We start from the raw sequence: 20,015 nt of genomic DNA, 5'->3' as shown, positions 1-20,015 counted from the left end.
GTGTGGTGGTTTAGGCTTGATAGCTAACCTGACATTGCCAAGTAAAACGCTCCAGCTGGTTGGGGCATAGCTCTTTAAGACCGATATGATTGTTAAATGCATTCGCCGGGCAAGTCATTGGCTCAATAGCCAACGTGGACTCGGAGTTGGGTGTATAGAGCTGGATGAATGGGTAGCTTGCGTCTTGTTGGTAACGAATAGAGGCTCGTTGATCTGCTCGCTCAAGAGACAAGGCGATAGGGCGTGACAACTCGAACTGAAAACAGTGATTCAGCTCCGCGTCGCCCAACCAAGCGCCTTTGGTAAACTGGTCAAATGGTTTGAATGAACCAGTAGGAAGGCCAGATTCTGAAACGAGTTCTTGGCTTGACGGCATGGTTAGTTTTACTTGGTCACGCTCGCAGCCTAGCGAAAAGTATGGGTGCCATGCATCACCATAGGGCAGAGAGTTAACGCCGGTATTCGTGATTTCGGTGGTGCAAGTTAGAACACCATCACTATCGATACGATAGATGACATCTAATAGGAAGCTGTGTGGAAAACCAGCGCAAAGGTGCTCGGTGTTGTAGCGAAGAGTTACTTCGGCATAGTCAACATTGGCGTCGGTATGAAGGATTGAGAATGGTTGATTGTAAAGTAACCCGTGAACAGCATCTTGAGACCATGGAAAGTTAGCGGGTAGGGCAAATGTTTGTTGTTGGAATTGGTATTGGCCGTTTTCTAGGCGGTTTGGGAATGGAAACAGCTTGGCGCTACGAGAAAAGAACGGATGAGTTTTGGTTAATTCTTCCGCACTCTGATAGCCCTGAATAAATGAGAAAGGACTATTGTTGATAATGAGTTTATTTATTATTGCGCCAAAGTCTTGGATGATTTCCAATAATATTCCGCGCTTTGAATTTTTAATTTGCAACGAACCAAAGTGGCCGAAGTTATCTTGGGTTATTTTAAACATGTTCGACTCCATTTTTAATTGATGCTATCACAATAAAAAAGATATTCAATAAGGGATTGTTATGATTCTTAATATAGAAAATACGACTTACAAGGGCACAGTGAACGAACTGTGTGCTAAGGGAAATGCGGTTGAATTTATTCAACCATGGTACGTGCCTATCTCAACAACCCCAGACAACACCGGGATGGCTGTAGGTGGGATTGGAAGCGCATTCACGCTGACTCCGCTTGGTTCTACACCAAACTTTAGCTTTGTTCCGGGGATTTTTATCGATGTTGAATCTGAGGACTTAAACTTTAACGACTTCCACGTTTCCGTTATGGATATTCCGACGGTTGATAATTTGGAAATATCCGATGTTGACGGTTTGATTCAGTATCTTAAATATTATCCAGTTGTGTTGAATGGTAAATTGGCAACCGATATTTCAATCGAAAATCTAGAGGTTGAAATTAAACGCTCACTGCTCGACGCTACGTTTTATAGTGACAATAAAGATCGTTTTTTAAAATGGCACGTCGAATTTTCTGATAAAACACAGCGTGAGTTAGAGCTTGAAGCGAACAGTGTTTCAACGCAAGTGCGAGTTGCGGTTGATTTCTTTGATGGACATTTGGTCAACAAAACAGCTCAGCTTCGCTCGTTAAATGCAGTTAGCCAGTCGGCGATCGAAAGTGTGGCTCGTGAAGATATTCAGTACCAAGCCATGTATCCCATTGCGCAGTATCAGTATTCATCGTTTGAAGATATCAAACTGACTCGAAACGTGGTATCACCTATTGTTAAGGGCGACAAAACCCTGTGCTCGTTGCCGCTTCACTGGAACCTATTCTCAGCTGAAAATAAGGGTACTGAAACTAAAGTGGTGACGATAGTTCAGCCACTCACCAACCTTATTGGTTCTACTTATCGCAAAGGCCGCGATGGTGTGCAAGATTCATTTTGTACTCTGACGCAAAACCCTATCGATCAGTCGCACCGTCCTGTCACCATTACAACGGATAATTCGGTATTTAAAGGCGTGGCACTGACAAGTCAGTCACCTTATGCGTCTGATATTGAGGGAGAAGTTTGCTTTGGTGTTCTATCGGACTCGGATTTGCTTGAAAGCGGAAAAGTCACCATCTCCGTAAAACCGTCGCTATATACCACACAATCGCAAAAAGTATTGGAAACCAGTCTAAAAACTGGCCGAACCAATCAGTTGTTCGACAAAGGCATATACAGTGGCCGTGAGTGCTTACAGGGCTTGGTTTGTGTTCAAGTGGAGCTTGAGCCAGGTCAAACGGTCGATCTTCGTTTCGTTCAGGTCATGGATCACAGCAAAATCTCCCTTGATGGATGGGAGTCGAGAAAATCGTACGCTCAATTCTACCAAGAATCACAACCTGCGCAGTCGATACTTAAAGATACGCTGCCAAAACTGAGCAATATCGAACATCGAATTGTCTCGCAGCAACAGGCATTTTATCAAGAAGCTCAAGCGAACTTTGAAAGTAGTGAGAGCGCTGCCCGCTTTACCACCATGGCAATGAATACACTGTCGTTTCTAGCAGAGTCGACAGTGTGGGATTGGCAGGATAAGTTCTTGGTGAAAGAGTGCGTGGACTATCCTTTCTTTAACTCGCTTGATGTGTATTTCTATGGCTCATTCTCTTTGCTTTATCTATTGCCAGAGCTCGACGGTGTCGTTATGCGAGAGTTTGCAGACGCGATTATGGCATCCGATCCAACCAAGCGTCGCTATTGGGAGTATGCCGAAAAGCCAAATGCAGAACTATGTGATGCTAAATATGAAGGTGTACGAGCGATCAAGGGTGCGGTAATCCACGACTTGGGTAGTCCTTATGACATCCAGCCAGACGCCTATGATTGGCATAACGTGAAAGAGTGGAAAGATCTTGCACCCAAATACATTCTAATGGTTTACCGTCACTATGTGCATTCTAACGATTTGTCGGTCGTTCAAGCCTGCTGGCCTGCCATTGTGGAAAGCGTTGAGTATTTGACGGCGCTCATTGAAGAGGGTGATACACTGCCGCTGACGCGTGGTACCGATGATACCTTCGATAACTTGGCCTCTCATGGCATCTCCATTTACTGTGCTAGCTTGTGGTCTGCCGGACTCAAAGCCGCCAGTAAACTGGCTAAATTGATGGATGAAAAGGACTTAGCAGATTGGTATCAACAACGCTCGTCTGCTGCGTTAGACACGTTGGAGCGCGCATTGTGGGATGAAAGAAATGGCTATTACCACTTCTTCGCAACGCCAGTCCAAGCCAAGCATTTAACGGGTCAAACTAATGACTCTCTACAGTCATTAGGCCTATCACTAACTGGCGATAAAACTGAAGATAAAAAGGTGATCAACGCTTATTTGGATAATGTTGATCTCGAGTCTGAACTGAGCATGTTCGAGCAGCGAGTCTCCAAAAAGCATCGTTTGCTAGAGCTCGCCCCAGATGTGTTTACCGCGGCGTATAAGGACATCTTACTTGACTCAGATAACAGCTTTGGAGATGCCTTGCTTGCTGACAGTTACTTGAAACTGATTGGTGATAAAGGGCTGTTTGAAGATGACAAAGTCGCTCGTACCCTAGATTACATCTACCGTACAAACTTTAAAGAGAATAGCCCGAAGTTGGGCGTGGCTAACATGACCCTTTGCGATGGCGCACCCCATGATGCGTTTCAGGCACAAGACGTTTGGATTGGTGTGCAGTTCAGTACTGCAACGGCGTTAAAACTTGCAGGTAAGCAGCAGCAAGCTGAGGCTTTGATAGATTCTGTCTATACAGCGCTCTACCACTACGCGAAGATCCCATTCGCCGCGCCAGAAGGGTTTAACTGCTCAGTGGCGGTTTCTCAGTCTGATTTAGTCGAGCAATTTGGCCTAGCGGAATCCACGGCTGAGCAATGGCTGCAAAGTCTAATGGCGACGCACTGTATTTTGGCCGATGGTAGAGTAAATCCAGATTTGACGTCGGACTTTGCTGAGTTTCGTAGCGTGTTTACAGAAGCTATGCCTGACGAACAGGCGGTCAAGCTACATACTTGGTTGCTCAATACAGGGCTCAAATACACCGCTGGGCGCTACTTCAGACCGGGTATGATTTTCTCTTATTTATACTAATTGTTGAGAGAGAAAAGGGTTGGGAGCACATCCTAACCCTTTTTGCATTTATACTATTTTTCTATCACGTAAATAGAATTAATCTATATAGCCGTGTTCATGACTGGTTTGAGAAAGCTTTAGTTGTTGATGAGCTAAATGAATGCTAATTAAAGGGAAGGGATTTGATTAATTTAGACTGTTGGTTGGTAAGTGATATCTAAATACTATGTTGTGTTTACTATTATAATTTATAAAAATAAACCTCCATATATAAATGCATGGAGGTTTATTTTATAAAGGTTAATCTTTGTTGAAAATAGAACAAGTCGACTGTCGTGTGATTAAATCTATGGGCGGCATTCGAGCTTCATATTGGCCTTTCAAAACCATACTTAGAATAGAGTTTGCGCACACAGTTCCAATCTCTTCAATGGGCTGCCTTAGTGTAGTGAGGGCTGGCGTAAAGTATTTTGAAGTTGGCAAATCATCAAAACCAACCACGGAAACATCTTGCGGAACCTTAAGGCCATTATCATGCAGTGCCTTGATTGCGCCATAGGCGGTGAGGTCATTGGCGGCAAAAATTGCAGAAAAATAGATGTTGGAGTCGATCAGCTCTTTTGTTGCGCTATAGCCCAAATCCATACCAAAATCGCCTCTTTTGACCAGTTTGGAATTGACGGGAATGCTAGCTTCACTGAGCGCCTGTTTATAACCTTCAAAACGCGCTGCTGCGTCGGGCTGGGAAGATAACCCTTTGATATGTGCAATGTTTGTATGGCCTTGCTGTAATAGGTGTAGAGTCGCGATATAGCCGCCCATGACATTATCAAGATTGAGTGAACAAATGTTGTCTCCCTTTATGTCGTAGCCAACCGTGACGACAGGGATCGACTCGGCCGTCGCGAGAATTTTTTGGTTGTCTAAGTTGCCAGTCACGATAATGATGCCGTCAACATTACTCTTGATTAAGTATTCAAGTGCATGATTTTCAAGCTTGTTTTGCCAGTGTCCAGAGGCCATAACTAAAGAGTAGCCTTTGCTGATCAGTGTCTTTTCCATATCGTTGACGATAGTCGAGGTATATGGGCTATCTGGGTGTTGTACTAACACGCCGATGGTCATTGAACGTCGACTCAAGTCCTGTTGCATTTGGAAACTGGGCTTGTAGCCGGTTTTTTTAACCGCATCCTCAATGCGTTCACTTTTCTCGTCTGATACGTAGGTGGTACGGTTAAGAAAGCGTGAGACAGTACTGGGTGACACTCCGGCGAGTTTAGCCACATCGTAAACCGTGGCGGACTTTTTTTTCTTTTTCATTATTATGACTTAAGCAGCAAAGCGAAGGTATAAGTTGATATTAATATTATTACCCATTTTTTTGTTAGTTAGATTTACTGATTCTGTGCGGAGTATCAAGCTATTTCTTGGTTATGAAGATAGCTTAATATACCTAGTGCATGAATCTTTCATTAGGGTGGTGAATGTAAGTTATGTAACTTATCCTAACAATTCGTAGTTTTTTGCATTATTTGTTTTAATATTTTTAAATGCTTGTCTTGACTTTTTCCTTAGTCGATTAATGGTGCTATTTCTTTATCAGTCGGAAGCTTGAAATTAGCGGTCAGTGCCAACTGTTTCTCTGCCATTTGCTCTAAATTAAGACCATGTTGAGTGAGGGATTTAAATTTTTCAGCGCTTGATTCGGATAGCTTAAAAATATCATTGACACTGTTTGTTACCTCGCTGGCAACAGATTGGTGTTCTGTTGTCGCCGAAGCAATGTTGGTACTGCGGTTTTCAATATCGTTAAGTAGAAGGTGTATGCCCTTTAGATTCTGTTCGACGCTGCCTGCTTGAGTGATGCATTGGTTCATATCATGAGCACAGAGGTTGATTTGTGAGACAGCAAATTCAGTACTGGTTTGTAGCTGCTCTATCTTCTGCTTAATTTCAAAGGTTGAGTTGGTGGTTTTTGCAGCGAGTACTCGCACCTCATCAGCCACAACTGAAAATCCTCTTCCTTGTTCACCCGCGCGAGCGGCTTCAATGGCTGCATTGAGCGCGAGCAGATTGGTTTGCTCTGAAATTCCTGAGATGACTTCCAGAATTGTTTCGATGCTTGCGACTTCTTGTTCCAACTCTTCTATGGTTGCCGTTGACTCAGAAAGTCGAGCGGACAGAGTACCTAGCAGATTAGCATTGGCATTAATCGCACTTTGTCCTTGAGAAGAGAGGTCAACAGCTTCTGTTACAGTAGATAGAGTATCGTTGGCTGACTGAGCAATTTCCCTTACCGCACACTCAATCTGCTTCATTGCAGTAGCAACTTGAGTTGTTTGCATCGTCTGGCGCGTTATGTCCTCAGTCAGTTGGTCACTGGTGTGTTGGTTCTCGATAGATGCTTGATTAAGTTGATCTGCAGAGCTGCGTAGTTGGAATATCACTTCAGATAAGTGCTCTAAAACCAGGTTCACTTTGTTGGCAATGTTTCCAAACTCGTTGTGGCTTTGACAGTCCACTTTTGCCGAGAGATCTTTTTGTGCTAGGTGTTCTAGCGCAGTTTGCACTTGTTTGCTTGGCCTCCTAACTGAGGTAGCAAGGCGAATGGCAATAACAAGAGCAATGAGGATTGACGAAATAAGCACGCCAACCAAGACAGAAACCACGTGGTGAGCACTGGTTATCGCCTCCGTTTCTACGGTTTTTGTACTCGAGTCTGCATAGTCAGAGAGCTGTTGAATGGCTGTTAGGTGAGCGTCGATTAATGTCGTTAAGTGTGCTCTTTGTGTCAATAGTTGGTCGAATAGGTCGTAAGCCGCAATATGCAGACTCATAGCTCCAGATTTGCTAAATAGCTGAGTTGAGAATAGCTTAGTTGCTTGTTCGGTAGAGCGAGAAAGAGCAGGGGAAGCGGTTCGCAACACATCGACGGCTTGTTGAAAGCGCTCCTTGCGAGAGGAGAAGCTGCGCTTTGAGGCATTGAGCTCGACAATATCTTGCATCGAAAATGCTTTGTTGGCATCTACGCTGAGCACACTCAGTTGTGATAGTAAGCCTTGGATAGCAGCGCGCTCATTCGAACTACTTGCATTGGACAATCCACTAACGAGATCAGAAGTCAGTTGATTAACAATTGGCTGAAACTTTGATTGCTGGAAGTCATCTTGATCCTTTAGGTCGAGGAACTGCTCATACAAGCCGGTTACAGTCGCAATTTGATTCAGTACTTCAGCACTACCAGACTTAATAATAGAAAGTGTTTCTTGTGTATTTGTATTGGACTCTAAGTGTTGTGATATCCATTGCTCCTCGGTGTGGTAGTGGGCATTTTTTTCTTCAATGTCTGCTGCTAATGGTTCAAGCTCGTCAATATACATTGCGGCCAAATAGCGTGTGAGGCTTCGATTGATATCAAGGAAAGCGATGGTCAACGCCGATGTGTGCATCATGAGTGGCGTTGATTCATGGGTGATGGATTCAATTCGATCAGTCATTTTCGAAGTAGACTGAATCGCATACCAAGATGAAGCCATCATAATGGCAATAAGTAGAAAGAAGCTAATGTAAATTCGAGTGACGATTGATGACAGTTTCATCGAATAAACTCCTAGGTGGTCAATACAAATGGTGTGAATGTGGAGTTCGTAGTGCAGACAAAGAGTGGGAAAAAAGGGCCTGACGTGTCAGACCCAAATAGTGGGAACCCTAATTGTTCATTACCACCATGCTTCAAACATTGCGCCAGCTGCTAACGTATCTACCTTCTCAACGTCTGTCGCTTTAACGTCACCTGCTGTTACATAGAAGCGCAGCATTGGACGGCTCCATGGCAAACCACCAAGTGATACGTTTTGAGAAAGCGTCACTTTCCAACCTTTTTTCTCAGTGTCGTCATCGTGATCTTCCATCGCATAACCCGCTTCTAACCAGGTAGAATGAACGTCATCCCATTGGTACATTGGACGAGCAATAACAGAGTATTCATTGCGATCCGACGTGTCTTCACCGTTTAGTTGTTTAAAAGAGGCAAGGTAATCCACTTTAAATGCATCTGTCGGACTAATACCACCTTCTAAACTCGCGTAGATGACTTTAAGATCATCGTTCAAATCGAATGCGCTGTTGTCTGAGTTGTCCGCATATTTAAAAACGAACTTGTTTGATGCGCCTAGACCCAGCGTCGCCCCCAATTGCCAAGAGTTATTGTCTTGCACTGATACATCCGCTTGCTTGGATGCAAAACCATAGTTCGCGTACAGATCCAGGGCGCCAATGCCTAGGTCAATGCCGTGAAGTTTAGAGGTAAGTGCGTACTTACCGTTGTCGTTACCCAGCGCACCCGTCTCAGAGTCGACTTGGCCGACAATACCCATATCAAGTTTTACACCACCAAGGTTTAAGTTGTTGAAACCACCACCTTGGCCATCATGTGACATCCAAAAGTAATCATTTAGACCCTGTTGAGGACGTTGGTGGAAGTCACGACCTGCCCACATGTATAGCTCAGGCTGGCTTTCGAAGACATTAGTCACACCAGCGTACATTTTCTTAAGGTTGACACCGCCTTCAGAACCCCATGCGCGGTTACCCCATTGATCGAACATAGCAACAATATCCCATACTGCGCCATTGTCTGCTTTCTTCGCATACGCAAACTGGATTTCACCACCGTTTGCTTCGTTACCAAGACGACCCACTGCGCGACCGGAACTGCCGACATCAACATAAGCTGAGTCGCTATCCGAATAATGCATGCCATAACGAGCATAACCAGAGAAAATAAGGCCTTGAGGTGGCTCAAAATCCGGAGTAAGCACAGCTGGCTGTTGGTCATAAATATAATCCGTTTCTTGAACTTTGGTTTCAAGCTCTTGAATACGTTTTGTCAGCTCTTCAATTTGAGCCGCATTGTTACTTTCAGTTTCTGAAAAAGATGAAAAAGAGACCAGAGATGCAGCCACTGCTACGGCAACAGGAAGTTTTTTAAGATGGTACATACTATTTCCTTATAAGTTTATTTTGATACTTGGTTGTTTTTGTTATCAATAATCTTAAGGAATGAAATGAATGAAAATATAGATTGGCTTCACATCTAATTAGTGGGTGCGCAGTCCATGAAACAAATTCAATTGGAGGTTTTGTTGTAATGTGTTGATTTATATGTATTTTCCTTTGTTGTGATTTCGATGCTTTGTTTATGAATACGGTTTCGTTTCATGGGTTAGAATGTCATTTATCACAGCTTTTTTTATCTCTGCATATATATTGTGAATGTTTTATTTGAAAACTTTCAATATTGTGTAATGCCTGAAATATTTAGTGTGATTTATATTTGTCTTTAATTGATGGGAGGTGTTTAGTTGGAGTCTCAAGCGGAAAGGTGAGGGGGTAAGATGTGTTAAAGTCGTCGGGATATTACCCGACGACCTACTGTAATTAGAGTCCAATTGTTAATCTTAGCCAAATATGAAGCTATATAAATAACCTGCACTCACCGCCATGCCCAAAATTACCACCAAGAATGCGGCAATCATCTGGTTTTTGAAGATAGATTTAAGCAAGATAACTTCAGTCAGGCTTGCACCCGCACTACCAATAATCAGAGCCATCACTGAGCCTAGCGCCATACCTTTCTGCACTAGTGCCGCACTCAGAGGAATCACTGCTTCAGCACGAATGTATAGCGGAATACCAATGACTGCTGCGATAGGAATCGCGTACCAAACGCCTTCACCTGCGTACTCTGCGATAAGGTCAGTTGGAATAAAGCCGTAAATGAATGACCCAAGTAGAATACCCACCATTAGGTAAGGGAATACTTGTTTGAAGTCTTTCCAAGTTGACTTCCAGATATGAACCCAACGATTGTCTTCTTTTGGTGTTGCTACTGTGTTGTCGCAACACGCGCTGCCGTCTGCATTAATGCTAGCAATAGTCGGCTCTGGCTCTTTTTCTGTACAGCATGATGTTGCCGGTGCAGGTGTTGAGCAAGAACTGTCCGCTGAGCAGCTGCTTACTGCTGGCTTCACTGATTCAATTTTTGGTGAGCCACAGCTTGTAGATGTTGTGCATGACGATTCTTTAGTCGCAGCTGGTTTAGTATCGCCGCAAGACGTACCACAAGAGCTCGCCGTTTGTGCCTCGTATGCTTCAGGTTTTACATAACGCTCGAAACCCAACTTCTCTAATACATAGCCTGCTGTTACTGATACAAACATGGCAATCGCGAAGTAAAAGGCGGCGACTTTTATGCCAAATGTCACGACAAACAGACCAATGATCACTGGGTTTAGCAGTGGGCTGGCGAACAAGAACACCATCATAGGTCCAAATCCAGCACGAGCGCGCAGCAATCCTTTTAAGAAAGGAATCGTTGAGCACGAACAAAATGGAGTGATGGAACCAAGTAGTGCAGCAACAAAGTAACCTCTACCATTCTTTGAGCTAAGAATAGATTGGATCTTTTCTGGTGTTAGGAACTCTTGTAGAACACCAACAATGTAGCTGATAGCCAAAAATAGAATAATTAACTCGGTCGCTAAGAAGGCGAACATGTTGGCGGTTTCTTTGGCCATTGAAAGGAATTCAGGGCTCATATTAGTTTCTCCTAATAATTCGATATGTTTCGAATTATAGAAATAACTAAGCTGAGATCAAGCTTTATTTCGATAAAGGTGGAAATAAAATTTTAAGCTATTGAATAGAAACAAAAACAGCGCCGTAAGGCGCTGTTGTGTTTAGATAGGATCGCGAGACTAAGCTTTTGCTTCCTCGAGCGGCGCTTCTTTGTTTTTCAGTAAGCGGCTGGTGATTGTACCCGCCGTCATAGCACCTGATACGTTAAGTGCCGTACGTGCCATATCAATAAGTGGCTCAATTGAAATCAACAGCGCCGCAATGGTGACAGGTAGCCCCATCGCTGGTAATACGATGAGTGCAGCAAATGTTGCACCACCACCGACACCTGCGATACCAAATGAGCTAATCGTAATGATCGCAATCAACGATAGAATAAAGTTAAAGTCCATTGGGTCGATGCCTACTGAAGGCGCTACCATAACCGCTAGCATTGCAGGATAGATACCCGCACAACCATTTTGGCCGATTGTTGCGCCAAAAGAAGCGGATAGGTTTGCAATCGCTGGTGGTACGTTCAGTTTTGTTACCTGAGCTTCCACGTTGAGTGGAATTGTTGCCGCTGAGCTGCGTGAAGAGAAGGCGAATGTTAGAACTGGCCAAATCTTCTGGAAGTATTCTTTCGGACTCACACCGACAAAGGATACCAGCACGCCATGAACGATGAACATCAGGAAGATCGCAAGGTAAGACGCAACGATGAAGCCAAGCAGGTTTAGGATGTCGCCTGCGCTTGATGTCGCGACTACTTTTGCCATTAATGCTGCAATACCGTAAGGCGTTAATGCCATGATCATTTTAACCAAACGCATCACAATAGACTGAGTCGCTTCAACGAACGTGCGAATTGGCGATTCCAGCTCTTCTTTTTCAGCCATCACTTTACGAGCAGCGATACCAGTAAGTACGCCGAAGATAACAACAGCGATAATTGACGTCGAGCGTGACCCCGTCAGATCAGCAAATGGGTTAGTCGGAATAAAACTCACCAACATTTGTGGAATGGTGAGATCGCTAACGCGGTCTACGCGACTTTCAAGTACAGCAATACGAGCCGTTTCACGAGCGCCCTCAGTCAATCCTTCAGCACTTAGGCCAAATACCTGTGTGACCAAGATACCGATTAGCGCGGAGATCGCAGTTGTTGCAAGCAGGACAGAAATGGTTAATCCACTGATTTTGCCAAGTGAGCCGCCTTTTTCAAGCTTCACGACGGCCGCAATCATTGATACCAAAACAAGTGGCATGATGATCATTTTGAGTAGGCCAACATAGCCACGGCCAACGACGTTGACCCACTCTAGAGTGCCGCTGATGGCAGCATGGCCCTCACCAAAAATAAGTTGCAACGATAGGCCGAATGCGCTGCCTAAAACCAAGCCGAAAAGTACTAAGCGAGAAAGTGTGTGGCTCTTTTGCTGCTGTCCGTATAAAAAGTAGAGAATGCCCAAAAATACCGCGAGTGCTGCGATAACCGCAATTGACATATAAATTATCCTTTTTTGTTCAACTGACGAAGTCCCCACTTTGGATGTGGGAAATGGAAGTGTGGATGGCTAAAGTAACGTTTGACGACGTGAGATAACAATAAGTAAAAGTTATTACTTAGAGGTGTAAGTTATATAAGCCACGTTTGTTAGAAATATTGTGCGAGTCAGTTGGCGTAATTACTGAGCATGTCGCGCATATTTGCTGAATTATACGTGACATATTTGGCATTATTGGGTTGTAAAACGCTGTAGAGCATTGCCTTAGCAACCAGTTCAGCAGGTATGGGAGCAATAGAGCGAAGTGGGCCAAGCATAATGGGCGATAGGACAGAAAATAGCCTTTGCACCAACACTTCGTCATTTCGAATGTCGACCTCTCTGCCAGCCAGTGGGCCTGGCCTGACAAACACAACATGTTCAAATCCCATTTGCTTGATACGCTGTTCTACTCGGCCTTTGCACTTTAAGTAATGCGAGAGTGAACGTGGCGAAGCACCGAGGCTAGATACAACGGCAATTTGCTTCACCCCAACGAGTTTCATTGTTTGCGCTACTTCGCACACTAAATCGAGGTCTATTTTTTCTAGTGCCGCTTTGCTTCCTGCTTTATGTAGTGTGGTTCCAAGGCAGATAAAACCCAAGGTTGGGGTGGGGAGACTCTCATCCCAATCCGTAATTCGCAGAGCGCCATCCATAATTTGGCGTGTTTTTTGGTGTTGGCTATCGAGTGGGGAGCGGCACAATGCATAGATAGTATCGATGTGGCTGGTTTGTTCTAGCAAGGCGAGCAGTTTGCTACCGACTAGTCCCGAGCTACCAGCGATAATGGCGTTATAGTTGTGCTGCATAAAAAGTCCCACTCAACAAGGTGTAGTGGGACTATAGCCAATATCTAGATAACGTGTTGTGATATAGACAAAACTAATCAATTTCAGCCGCGGTTAGGTTTTGTTTTCTCAGTTTATCTCGAAGTGTTTCCATGGCCACTTTTTGGATTTGTCGTACCCGCTCGCGGGTGACTCCGACGATACTTCCTACTTCCTCGAGGGTTTTAGGTTCATCATCAAGAAGACCAAAACGGTGATAGAGAATCACCTTGTGTTTGTCTGGGAGACCATCGACCAAGCTGACGAGTTCTTTGTTTAAATTTTGCGTGACAATGTCACGTTCTGGAAGTTCAAACACATCGTCATCATCGATGGTTTGGAAATGGTCCTTTTTATCGCCATCGTCATCCCAGCCATTATCAAGTGACAGTGACTGTTCTGACAGTTTCATTAACTTGCTTACTTCATCAGCAGAGCGTCCAGTTTTCTCGGCGATTTCTGCAAATGTGGGTTCATGCTTGCCTTCTTTTCGCAACAGGTGGGCTGCTTTGCTGCACTCGCGGATTTGCTTTGTGATATGAACCGGCACCCGAATGGTACGGCCTTGATTCATGATGGCGCGGTCAATAGCTTGTTGGATCCACCAAACGGCATAGGTTGAAAAGCGATACCCCAGCTCGGGGTCAAATTTATCAACGGCTTGAATGAGGCCGATATTTCCTTCATTGATGAGATCGTAAAAGTCGAGTCCGCGATTGGCATAGCGTTTAGCGGTCTTTATGACAAGTCGTAGGTTAGCATTGATCAACTGCTGTCTTGCTTCAACATCACCCGTACGAGCCTTACGAGCAATGAGTTTTTCTTCTTCGGCGGTGAGCAAATTGTGGCTGGATACTTCTTTAAAGTAGCTAGTACCAATATTGACAGTTTCGTCCTTGTTTTTGGAGCCTTGTTGAGCACGGTTTTCTTCTAATTTCAAAATAACCCCTTACCAACTGCGTCATTGGTTTATTATTAGTCTTATAGTTGATGTGAATCCATGTACACATCAATGTTATAAATTACTATAACCAAGTAACAATGAACAGCGTACGTTAATCATGGTTTTATACACAATTGCAACATAATGTATTTGCTGTTTAGGGCCTTTCGCGGTAGTAAGGAACAATAAGAATCGTTCGTATCTAGAGGTGGGGTTTATTTTCTGATGATGTGGATGTGTATCATATTGAAATAACAGAGTATTAGGCTACTGATAAATTAGAGTATTGCAGCTAACTTAGTTGCCGACTAATTATTGAGTAAGTTGTAAACCTATATCTAGACTTTAAGTTGACATGTGACTTGTAAGTATTTAATGGCGACTTTTGATTGAGAGATTGCTTTTATTTGGATTTAATCACTAAGATTTTGGGTTTGGGCTATGATTTTTGTTTTGAATTATCCACCTTGTGGTGATTTGTACTGTATTTATGGTTTTTGTTTGTTTGTGTGATTCTAAGTCAAAAAATCAATGTAATAAATACTGTGTTACTTCATGATTTTACAGGGAATTTACATTCAGTACTTGTTTTATAAATTAATTGATAAATTCGAAAGTACGAGCGTTCTATCATATTCAAATAATAGTGACTCACTTGGGTACATTTAGTTAAACTTTAGTCTAAGCTAGCGTTAAGAATAATAAATAATAGTTTGGACACAGCAGAATGAATACAGAACTTAAACAAAAAATCGAAGAATTGTTGTTGCTCGCCAAGTCTCAAGGCGTTTCTATTATTGGGGTCGTTGATTCCCCTAACAGCAGTGACTGCCGTATTTTTAAGTCTCTTGAACTGGATTGTAAGGCAGGCACGCGTAATTTGGATAGTTTGTTGATGGGGCAGCACTGCAAAATGGATAAGGAGTGCTGTAAAACCTGCAACTTGGCGAAACCTCGCGTTTCAGATGACGGTTTAGCGGTCTTGTTTTCTGAGTTGCGTGAGGAAGATACGGTCTGACTTACCTTTTAGCTGCTCCTAGTGCATGGGTTACTAACTATAATGATGGGTGTTGATATTTCTTATTCCTATCTGTGTTGGTGGCCTGCTGCATAACCTGCCTCTTTTTCTGCTCTTGTATTATCCGTTATCCCTATAATTGAATCCATTTCATGTGGTTACATCATCAACTTCAGTTGGTTTGAGTGCCGGACATGCGTACACTATTAACCACTACTTTAGGATCAAGTGAGGGTGTAGCTTGCTTGAGACAGACATAGCGAAATGGACACAATGCTAAACAATCAATTTAACTCTCAGATACAACATCATATCGATCAGAAAACCAAACCCCTCGGTGCGCTCGGTGAGCTGGAGCAAGTCGCTGCGCAACTCGCCAAAATTCAAAGCCACGCTCATGGTAAGTTTGTAAGTAAAATAGCGTTGTCTAATCCTAAGGTTGTTGTCTTTGCCGGTGATCATGGCATTGCTTCACAGGGCGTCAGTATTGCTCCGAGTGCCGTAACTCAGCAAATGGTGGCCAATTTTCTTGCGGGAGGTGCGGCGATTAACTGCTTTTGTCGCGCCAATAATATTGATTTTCAAGTGGTCGATTGTGGCATGATAGCCGCCATTGAAACGCAATCCTCCCAACTTGTTCTTAATCGTCTTGGCTGCGGTACGGCAGATTTTTCGAGTCAACCGGCCATGAGTGAATCGCAATTAGAGCAGGGGTTAGATGGCGGAAGCTCCGTTGTTCGCCAGTGTGTGGCGCAAGGTACTGACTTACTGATTTTTGGTGAGATGGGCATAGGTAATACCAGCTCGGCATCTGCCGTGCTCTCTGCGTTAACGGAACTAGCCGTTTTTGAGAGCGTTGGTCTTGGTACGGGGATTGACCCTGAGCAGTTAGCGAGAAAATGCGATTTGGTCGAGCAAGCTCTTTCGCGCTTTGAAGAGCGAGATGTGATGACTGTACTCGCGCAGCTAGGCGGATTTGAGATTGCCCATCTGGTGGGTGGGTTTCTAGAGGCGCGCCGGTTACAGGTACCTGTGCTAGTCGATGGCTTCATTGTTTCGGTTGCCGCCTTAGCCGCTTGCAAGCTTGACCCTGCGGTTCGTGACTACCTGATCTTTTCTCATGTTTCCAACGAAGGTGCTCATCGTTTTATCCTTGAGGAGCTGGAAGCTTCTCCGTTGCTTGACTTGTCATTACGTCTTGGAGAGGGCACTGGCGCAGCATTGGCGCTTCCTCTTATTCGTTGTGCGGTTGAGTTTTACAATGAGATGGCGAGCTTTGAAAGTGCTGGAGTAACCGTGTGAGTGAGGCAACATCCTTTTGGCGTTATCAGTGGCAACTCTTTTGTCTAGCGCTAAGCTTCTTTTCGAGATTACCTATACCCGCTAGCACGCCATACTCTAGCGAAAGAATGAATCGAGCAGGACGCTACTTCGCGTTGGTGGGTTTGTTATTGGGTGGCTTGTGCGGTGGGTTTTATATTATTGCCGAGTGGGTGTTGCCATCGAGTGTCGCCATTGTCTCCACTATGGTATTCAGCCTCTTGCTTACTGGTGCATTTCATGAAGATGGACTCGCAGACATGGCCGATGGCATTGGCGGTGGAATGACACAAGAGCGCCGGCTTGAAATTATGAAAGACAGCCGTCTTGGCACTTACGGTGTAGCGACGTTAGTCATGGCTCTGTTGCTAAAATATGCTGCGTTGGTGGAGCTGTCTCTACAAACCAACCTCGTTGCGGTATTTGTCATCGCTTATGCTTTTAGCCGTGCGGTTGCGGCTTCACTCATTTCCGCTATGCCTTATGTCTCCGATCCTGAGGGAAGCAAAAGTAAGCCTCTAGCGAACAAACAAACGTCGAGCGAGTTGGCTTTTTTAGCGCTATGTGGGGTGCTTCCCGCGTTGTTGTATGACGCCACTTTGGCTGCAGGGCTTGTGGCCTTGGGGCTGGGATTTCGCTTTGCCTTTACTAAATGGTTAATGGCGCGTTTGGGCGGTTTTACCGGTGATTGTTTGGGTGCGGCGCAGCAATTGGTTGAGCTGCTCACTTACATCGTGGTGTTAATGTACTTGGTGCCATAATGAGGAAAAGATGACGGTTGAGTTAGTTTTAGGCGGTGCACGCTCGGGTAAGTCGCGCTTTGCTGAACAAAGAATCGGCGAGTTATGCGAAGGCAGAGTGACGAGTAAACAGCACGTCACTAAGCATTATGTTGCGACGTCAGAGCCTTTGGATGAGGAGATGCAGCGGCGTATTGCTCATCACCAGCAGCAGCGTGGAGAAGGCTGGCAAGAGTGGGAAGTCCCTCATGAATTGGCGAATGCTTTAGCGCAATTTTCTAGCGATGATGTGGTACTGGTAGATTGCTTAACCTTGTGGCTTAACAACGTTATCTATTACTCAGAAGGTAATGAGAGTGATAGGGAGCCCGCGATTGAACAAGCCATTACCTCTTTAGTACAAGCGCTTGAACGTAGTGACGCGCATATTGTGCTGGTGTCCAATGAAGTGGGGCTTGGAGTCGTGCCACTAGGAGAGGTCTCTCGTTTGTTTGTCGACAATGCGGGGCGAATGAATCAACGGGTTGCCGCAGTTGCACGGCAGGTGACTTTGGTGGCTGCAGGATTGCCTTTGGTCTTGAAAGGAGATGCAAAGTGAAAGTAAACCTACTTTTGCTGCGTCACGCTAAAGTGCAGGGCGCAGCGGCGCTGTACGGTCATACCGATGTGGGGGTTGAGGCTGAACTTAGTCACCAAGCATTGCAGTCGTTGTTATCGATTCAGACAGAAATCAACCGTGTGGTTAGTTCGCCACTGTCGCGCTGCACTAGCCTCGCTAGGCCATTCGCTGTGCGGGCTGATGTGGAGCTGACGATAGAGCCTGCGTTGGCTGAGATGGATTTTGGAGACTTCGATGGTGTTCCGTTTGACAGCATGTCGTCACAACAATGGCAAAAGCTCGAGCCATTCTGGTCAGCGCCAGCAACATGCGTTTTACCTAACGCCGAATCCCTAGAGGATTTTCATCTTCGTATACGCCAGGCATGGCAGCGTATTACTCAAATACCTCAACATACATTGGTCGTTTGCCATGGTGGCGTCATCCGTCAGATCCTCGCCGATGTACTTGGGCTCGATTGGCGAAACCCTAAGCTTTACGCCGGACTTACGATAGGCAATGCGACAATCACTCAGCTTCAGTTCGATTCACGTTATCCAGAATCCATACACGTAAAAGTGATTGGGCAGCCCATTAAGCACTTCCAACTAATTCCATAGAGCTAACACCAGTAATACAGACAGGATGAGAGATATTCGCTGCCAGAATAAAACTGGGTTTCTTTCAGCTATAGGCAGTCTAAGGTGTATCTGACTACTTGGGTTGGGGTGTTTTAGGTCATACATAAACTCTGAGATCACAGGGTATCGCTTCGTTGGTTCTATGCGTAGCGCATTGTGAAGCGCATAATCAACCCATGTTGGAATCGCTTTATTATGGCTGTATGCGGGGACGTAACGAAGTTTCTGTTGTGCTTTAGCCGTTGTTGCTTTGGCAATATCGGTGCCATACGGAAAGTGCCCTGTGAGCATGTAATAAGTGAGTACCCCTAAAGAATAAACGTCAGAGCAGGTGTTCCCTTCATGACCGAGAAAATACTCTGGAGCTGAAAATTGAGCGGTACCAGGAATAGAAGTCTCGGGTACGGTCATTTCTGAGAGCCCCATGACATGGGTCGAGCCAAAGTCGATAATGATAGCGGTACCATGTTCATCAATCATGATGTTCTCAGGACGTAAATCTTGGTGCAACATTTGCTGTCGATGCATCGTTTGTAGACCTGATGCTACTTGCATCACTATATTTCGCACTTGGTTTAGTGATGGTGTTGGATGGTCATCTAGCCATTGGCTTAAGGTGGTTCCTTGAACGTATTGAGTAACGCTGTATATGGCAGAGGGGGGCGTTTGATTAACGTATGGCTTTAACAAGTAAGGACTATGTAGGCGCTTGGCAATCCAGTTCTCCATTAAAATTGAATCGGTATGCTGCTCATTAGTACGGCTCTCTATAGAGGGCGTTTTGATGACTACGAGCTGATCATTTAGGAGGGCTTTTGCAAGAAAGACATGGCTTCTACTCGTAATATGAAGTGCGCGTATGATTTTGAATTCATCGATTTGATGACCCGGCTCTAATACTGGGGGCAGTGGAAGTGAAAACAGAGATGCTTTCCATTCTCGCAGTGTATCGTCTGGTAGCGACTCAATGTGAGCAATGATAACCGAGATGTTATCCTTGCTGCCGTTGGCGAATGCTTGACGGACGAGTTCATCGGCTTTATGAGCCCCCTTTAAATCATGATTATTTAGGACTTGGCTTATCTCAGTCTCTGTCAGGAACTCATATAATCCATCTGTGGCGAGTATCAATGTGTCACCGAGGTTAAGTGGAATAGTGTGGTAATCAAGTTCAACAGAAGCGCTCATTCCCAATGCGTTGGAAAGATAACTTTTTTCAGGATTTAAGTATCTCCGGTGGTCACGGGTGATTTGCTCTAACTTACCGTTGCGCTTGATATACAGTCTAGAGTCACCACAATGAAAAACATGTGCAGATCGTGCTTTTATTATAAGGGCACTGGCGGTACACACGTAGCCTTCGTTGAAGTTGAAACGATATGGACTGTTTTGAGTCTGCGCATATAACCAGTGATTTATCGCTTCGAGTACCTTTTTTGCGGAGTGTTTAACAGTCCATGCTTCTGATGTGGCGTAATAGTCATCAAGAAAGCTTGTCACAGCGGTGGCACTAGCAGATTGGCTTACCTTGCTGCTACTAATGCCATCGCAGAGGATCGCGGCTATCCCTTTAGTATTACGTTCGGAAGTTGAGGGTATGTGAAAGCCCGCGCTATCTTGGTTGATAGGCTTCCGTCCAGAGACGGAAGCCTGACAAACGCTCACTTTTAGTTGGCGTGACAAGTTA

The 20,015-nt window shown here is 44.7% G+C and carries 15 protein-coding genes; 6 read left to right on the top strand and 9 right to left on the bottom strand.

From position 1 onward, the window contains the following. Positions 1–10: 10 nt before the first annotated feature. On the bottom strand, positions 11–955 hold the full coding sequence (locus AAA946_RS09500; RefSeq protein WP_338164643.1) for an aldose 1-epimerase: 945 nt from the start codon (positions 953–955) through the stop codon (positions 11–13). A gap of 61 nt (positions 956–1,016) precedes the next feature. On the opposite strand from AAA946_RS09500, the gene AAA946_RS09495 reads away from it, so the two are divergent. Next, entirely contained in the window at positions 1,017–4,091 is a 3,075-nt protein-coding gene (locus AAA946_RS09495; protein WP_338164642.1) for a GH116 family glycosyl hydrolase, read from the top strand. Positions 4,092–4,373: 282 nt separating this feature from the next. Here AAA946_RS09495 and AAA946_RS09490 read toward each other — a convergent pair whose 3' ends face one another. The 7 genes from AAA946_RS09490 to AAA946_RS09460 form a co-directional block, all read right to left on the bottom strand. Next, a complete protein-coding gene (locus AAA946_RS09490; protein WP_338164641.1) occupies positions 4,374–5,393 on the bottom strand; it encodes a LacI family DNA-binding transcriptional regulator in 1,020 nt (339 codons plus the stop codon). A gap of 251 nt (positions 5,394–5,644) precedes the next feature. After that, positions 5,645–7,672, bottom strand: a complete 2,028-nt coding sequence (locus tag AAA946_RS09485; protein WP_338164640.1) for a methyl-accepting chemotaxis protein — start codon at positions 7,670–7,672, stop codon at positions 5,645–5,647. A gap of 120 nt (positions 7,673–7,792) precedes the next feature. Next, entirely contained in the window at positions 7,793–9,073 is a 1,281-nt protein-coding gene (locus tag AAA946_RS09480; RefSeq protein ID WP_338164639.1) for a carbohydrate porin, read from the bottom strand. 459 nt (positions 9,074–9,532) lie between these two features. Continuing rightward, positions 9,533–10,672: a permease gene (locus tag AAA946_RS09475; protein WP_338164638.1), complete on the bottom strand. Its 1,140-nt coding sequence runs from the start codon at positions 10,670–10,672 to the stop codon at positions 9,533–9,535. 159 nt (positions 10,673–10,831) lie between these two features. Then, positions 10,832–12,199, bottom strand: coding sequence for an L-cystine transporter (locus tag AAA946_RS09470; protein WP_338164637.1), 1,368 nt, complete (start codon positions 12,197–12,199; stop codon positions 10,832–10,834). A gap of 167 nt (positions 12,200–12,366) precedes the next feature. Then, positions 12,367–13,050, bottom strand: coding sequence for an oxidoreductase (locus tag AAA946_RS09465; protein WP_338164636.1), 684 nt, complete (start codon positions 13,048–13,050; stop codon positions 12,367–12,369). A 73-nt stretch (positions 13,051–13,123) separates the two neighbouring features. Then, positions 13,124–14,008, bottom strand: a complete 885-nt coding sequence (locus AAA946_RS09460; RefSeq protein WP_338164635.1) for a sigma-70 family RNA polymerase sigma factor — start codon at positions 14,006–14,008, stop codon at positions 13,124–13,126. 730 nt (positions 14,009–14,738) lie between these two features. On the opposite strand from AAA946_RS09460, the gene AAA946_RS09455 reads away from it, so the two are divergent. From AAA946_RS09455 to AAA946_RS09435, 5 genes are all read left to right on the top strand, one after another. After that, complete coding sequence (locus AAA946_RS09455; RefSeq protein WP_338164634.1) at positions 14,739–15,029, top strand: hypothetical protein; 291 nt, start codon at positions 14,739–14,741, stop codon at positions 15,027–15,029. Between the two features lie 273 nt (positions 15,030–15,302). Next, positions 15,303–16,331, top strand: a complete 1,029-nt coding sequence (gene cobT, locus AAA946_RS09450; protein ID WP_338165813.1) for a nicotinate-nucleotide--dimethylbenzimidazole phosphoribosyltransferase — start codon at positions 15,303–15,305, stop codon at positions 16,329–16,331. Next, a complete protein-coding gene (locus AAA946_RS09445) occupies positions 16,328–17,110 on the top strand; it encodes an adenosylcobinamide-GDP ribazoletransferase (protein WP_338164633.1) in 783 nt (260 codons plus the stop codon). Before cobT ends, AAA946_RS09445 begins: the two co-directional genes overlap by 4 nt. 10 nt (positions 17,111–17,120) lie before the next feature. Continuing rightward, complete coding sequence (cobU, locus tag AAA946_RS09440) at positions 17,121–17,687, top strand: bifunctional adenosylcobinamide kinase/adenosylcobinamide-phosphate guanylyltransferase (RefSeq protein ID WP_338164632.1); 567 nt, start codon at positions 17,121–17,123, stop codon at positions 17,685–17,687. Next, positions 17,684–18,307: a histidine phosphatase family protein gene (locus AAA946_RS09435; RefSeq protein ID WP_338164631.1), complete on the top strand. Its 624-nt coding sequence runs from the start codon at positions 17,684–17,686 to the stop codon at positions 18,305–18,307. Before cobU ends, AAA946_RS09435 begins: the two co-directional genes overlap by 4 nt. Here AAA946_RS09435 and AAA946_RS09430 read toward each other — a convergent pair. Beyond that, positions 18,296–20,011 carry a protein kinase domain-containing protein gene (locus tag AAA946_RS09430; protein WP_338164630.1) on the bottom strand — a complete coding sequence of 572 codons (1,716 nt, stop codon included), beginning with the start codon at positions 20,009–20,011 and terminating at the stop codon, positions 18,296–18,298. The genes AAA946_RS09435 and AAA946_RS09430 overlap by 12 nt on opposite strands. Positions 20,012–20,015 lie beyond the last annotated feature (4 nt).

This window comes from Vibrio sp. 10N (assembly GCF_036245475.1).
Taxonomy (GTDB): Bacteria; Pseudomonadota; Gammaproteobacteria; order Enterobacterales; family Vibrionaceae; genus Vibrio.
The sequence above is the reverse complement of the archived record's forward strand: the minus strand, read 5'-3'. Positions and strand labels throughout refer to the sequence as shown.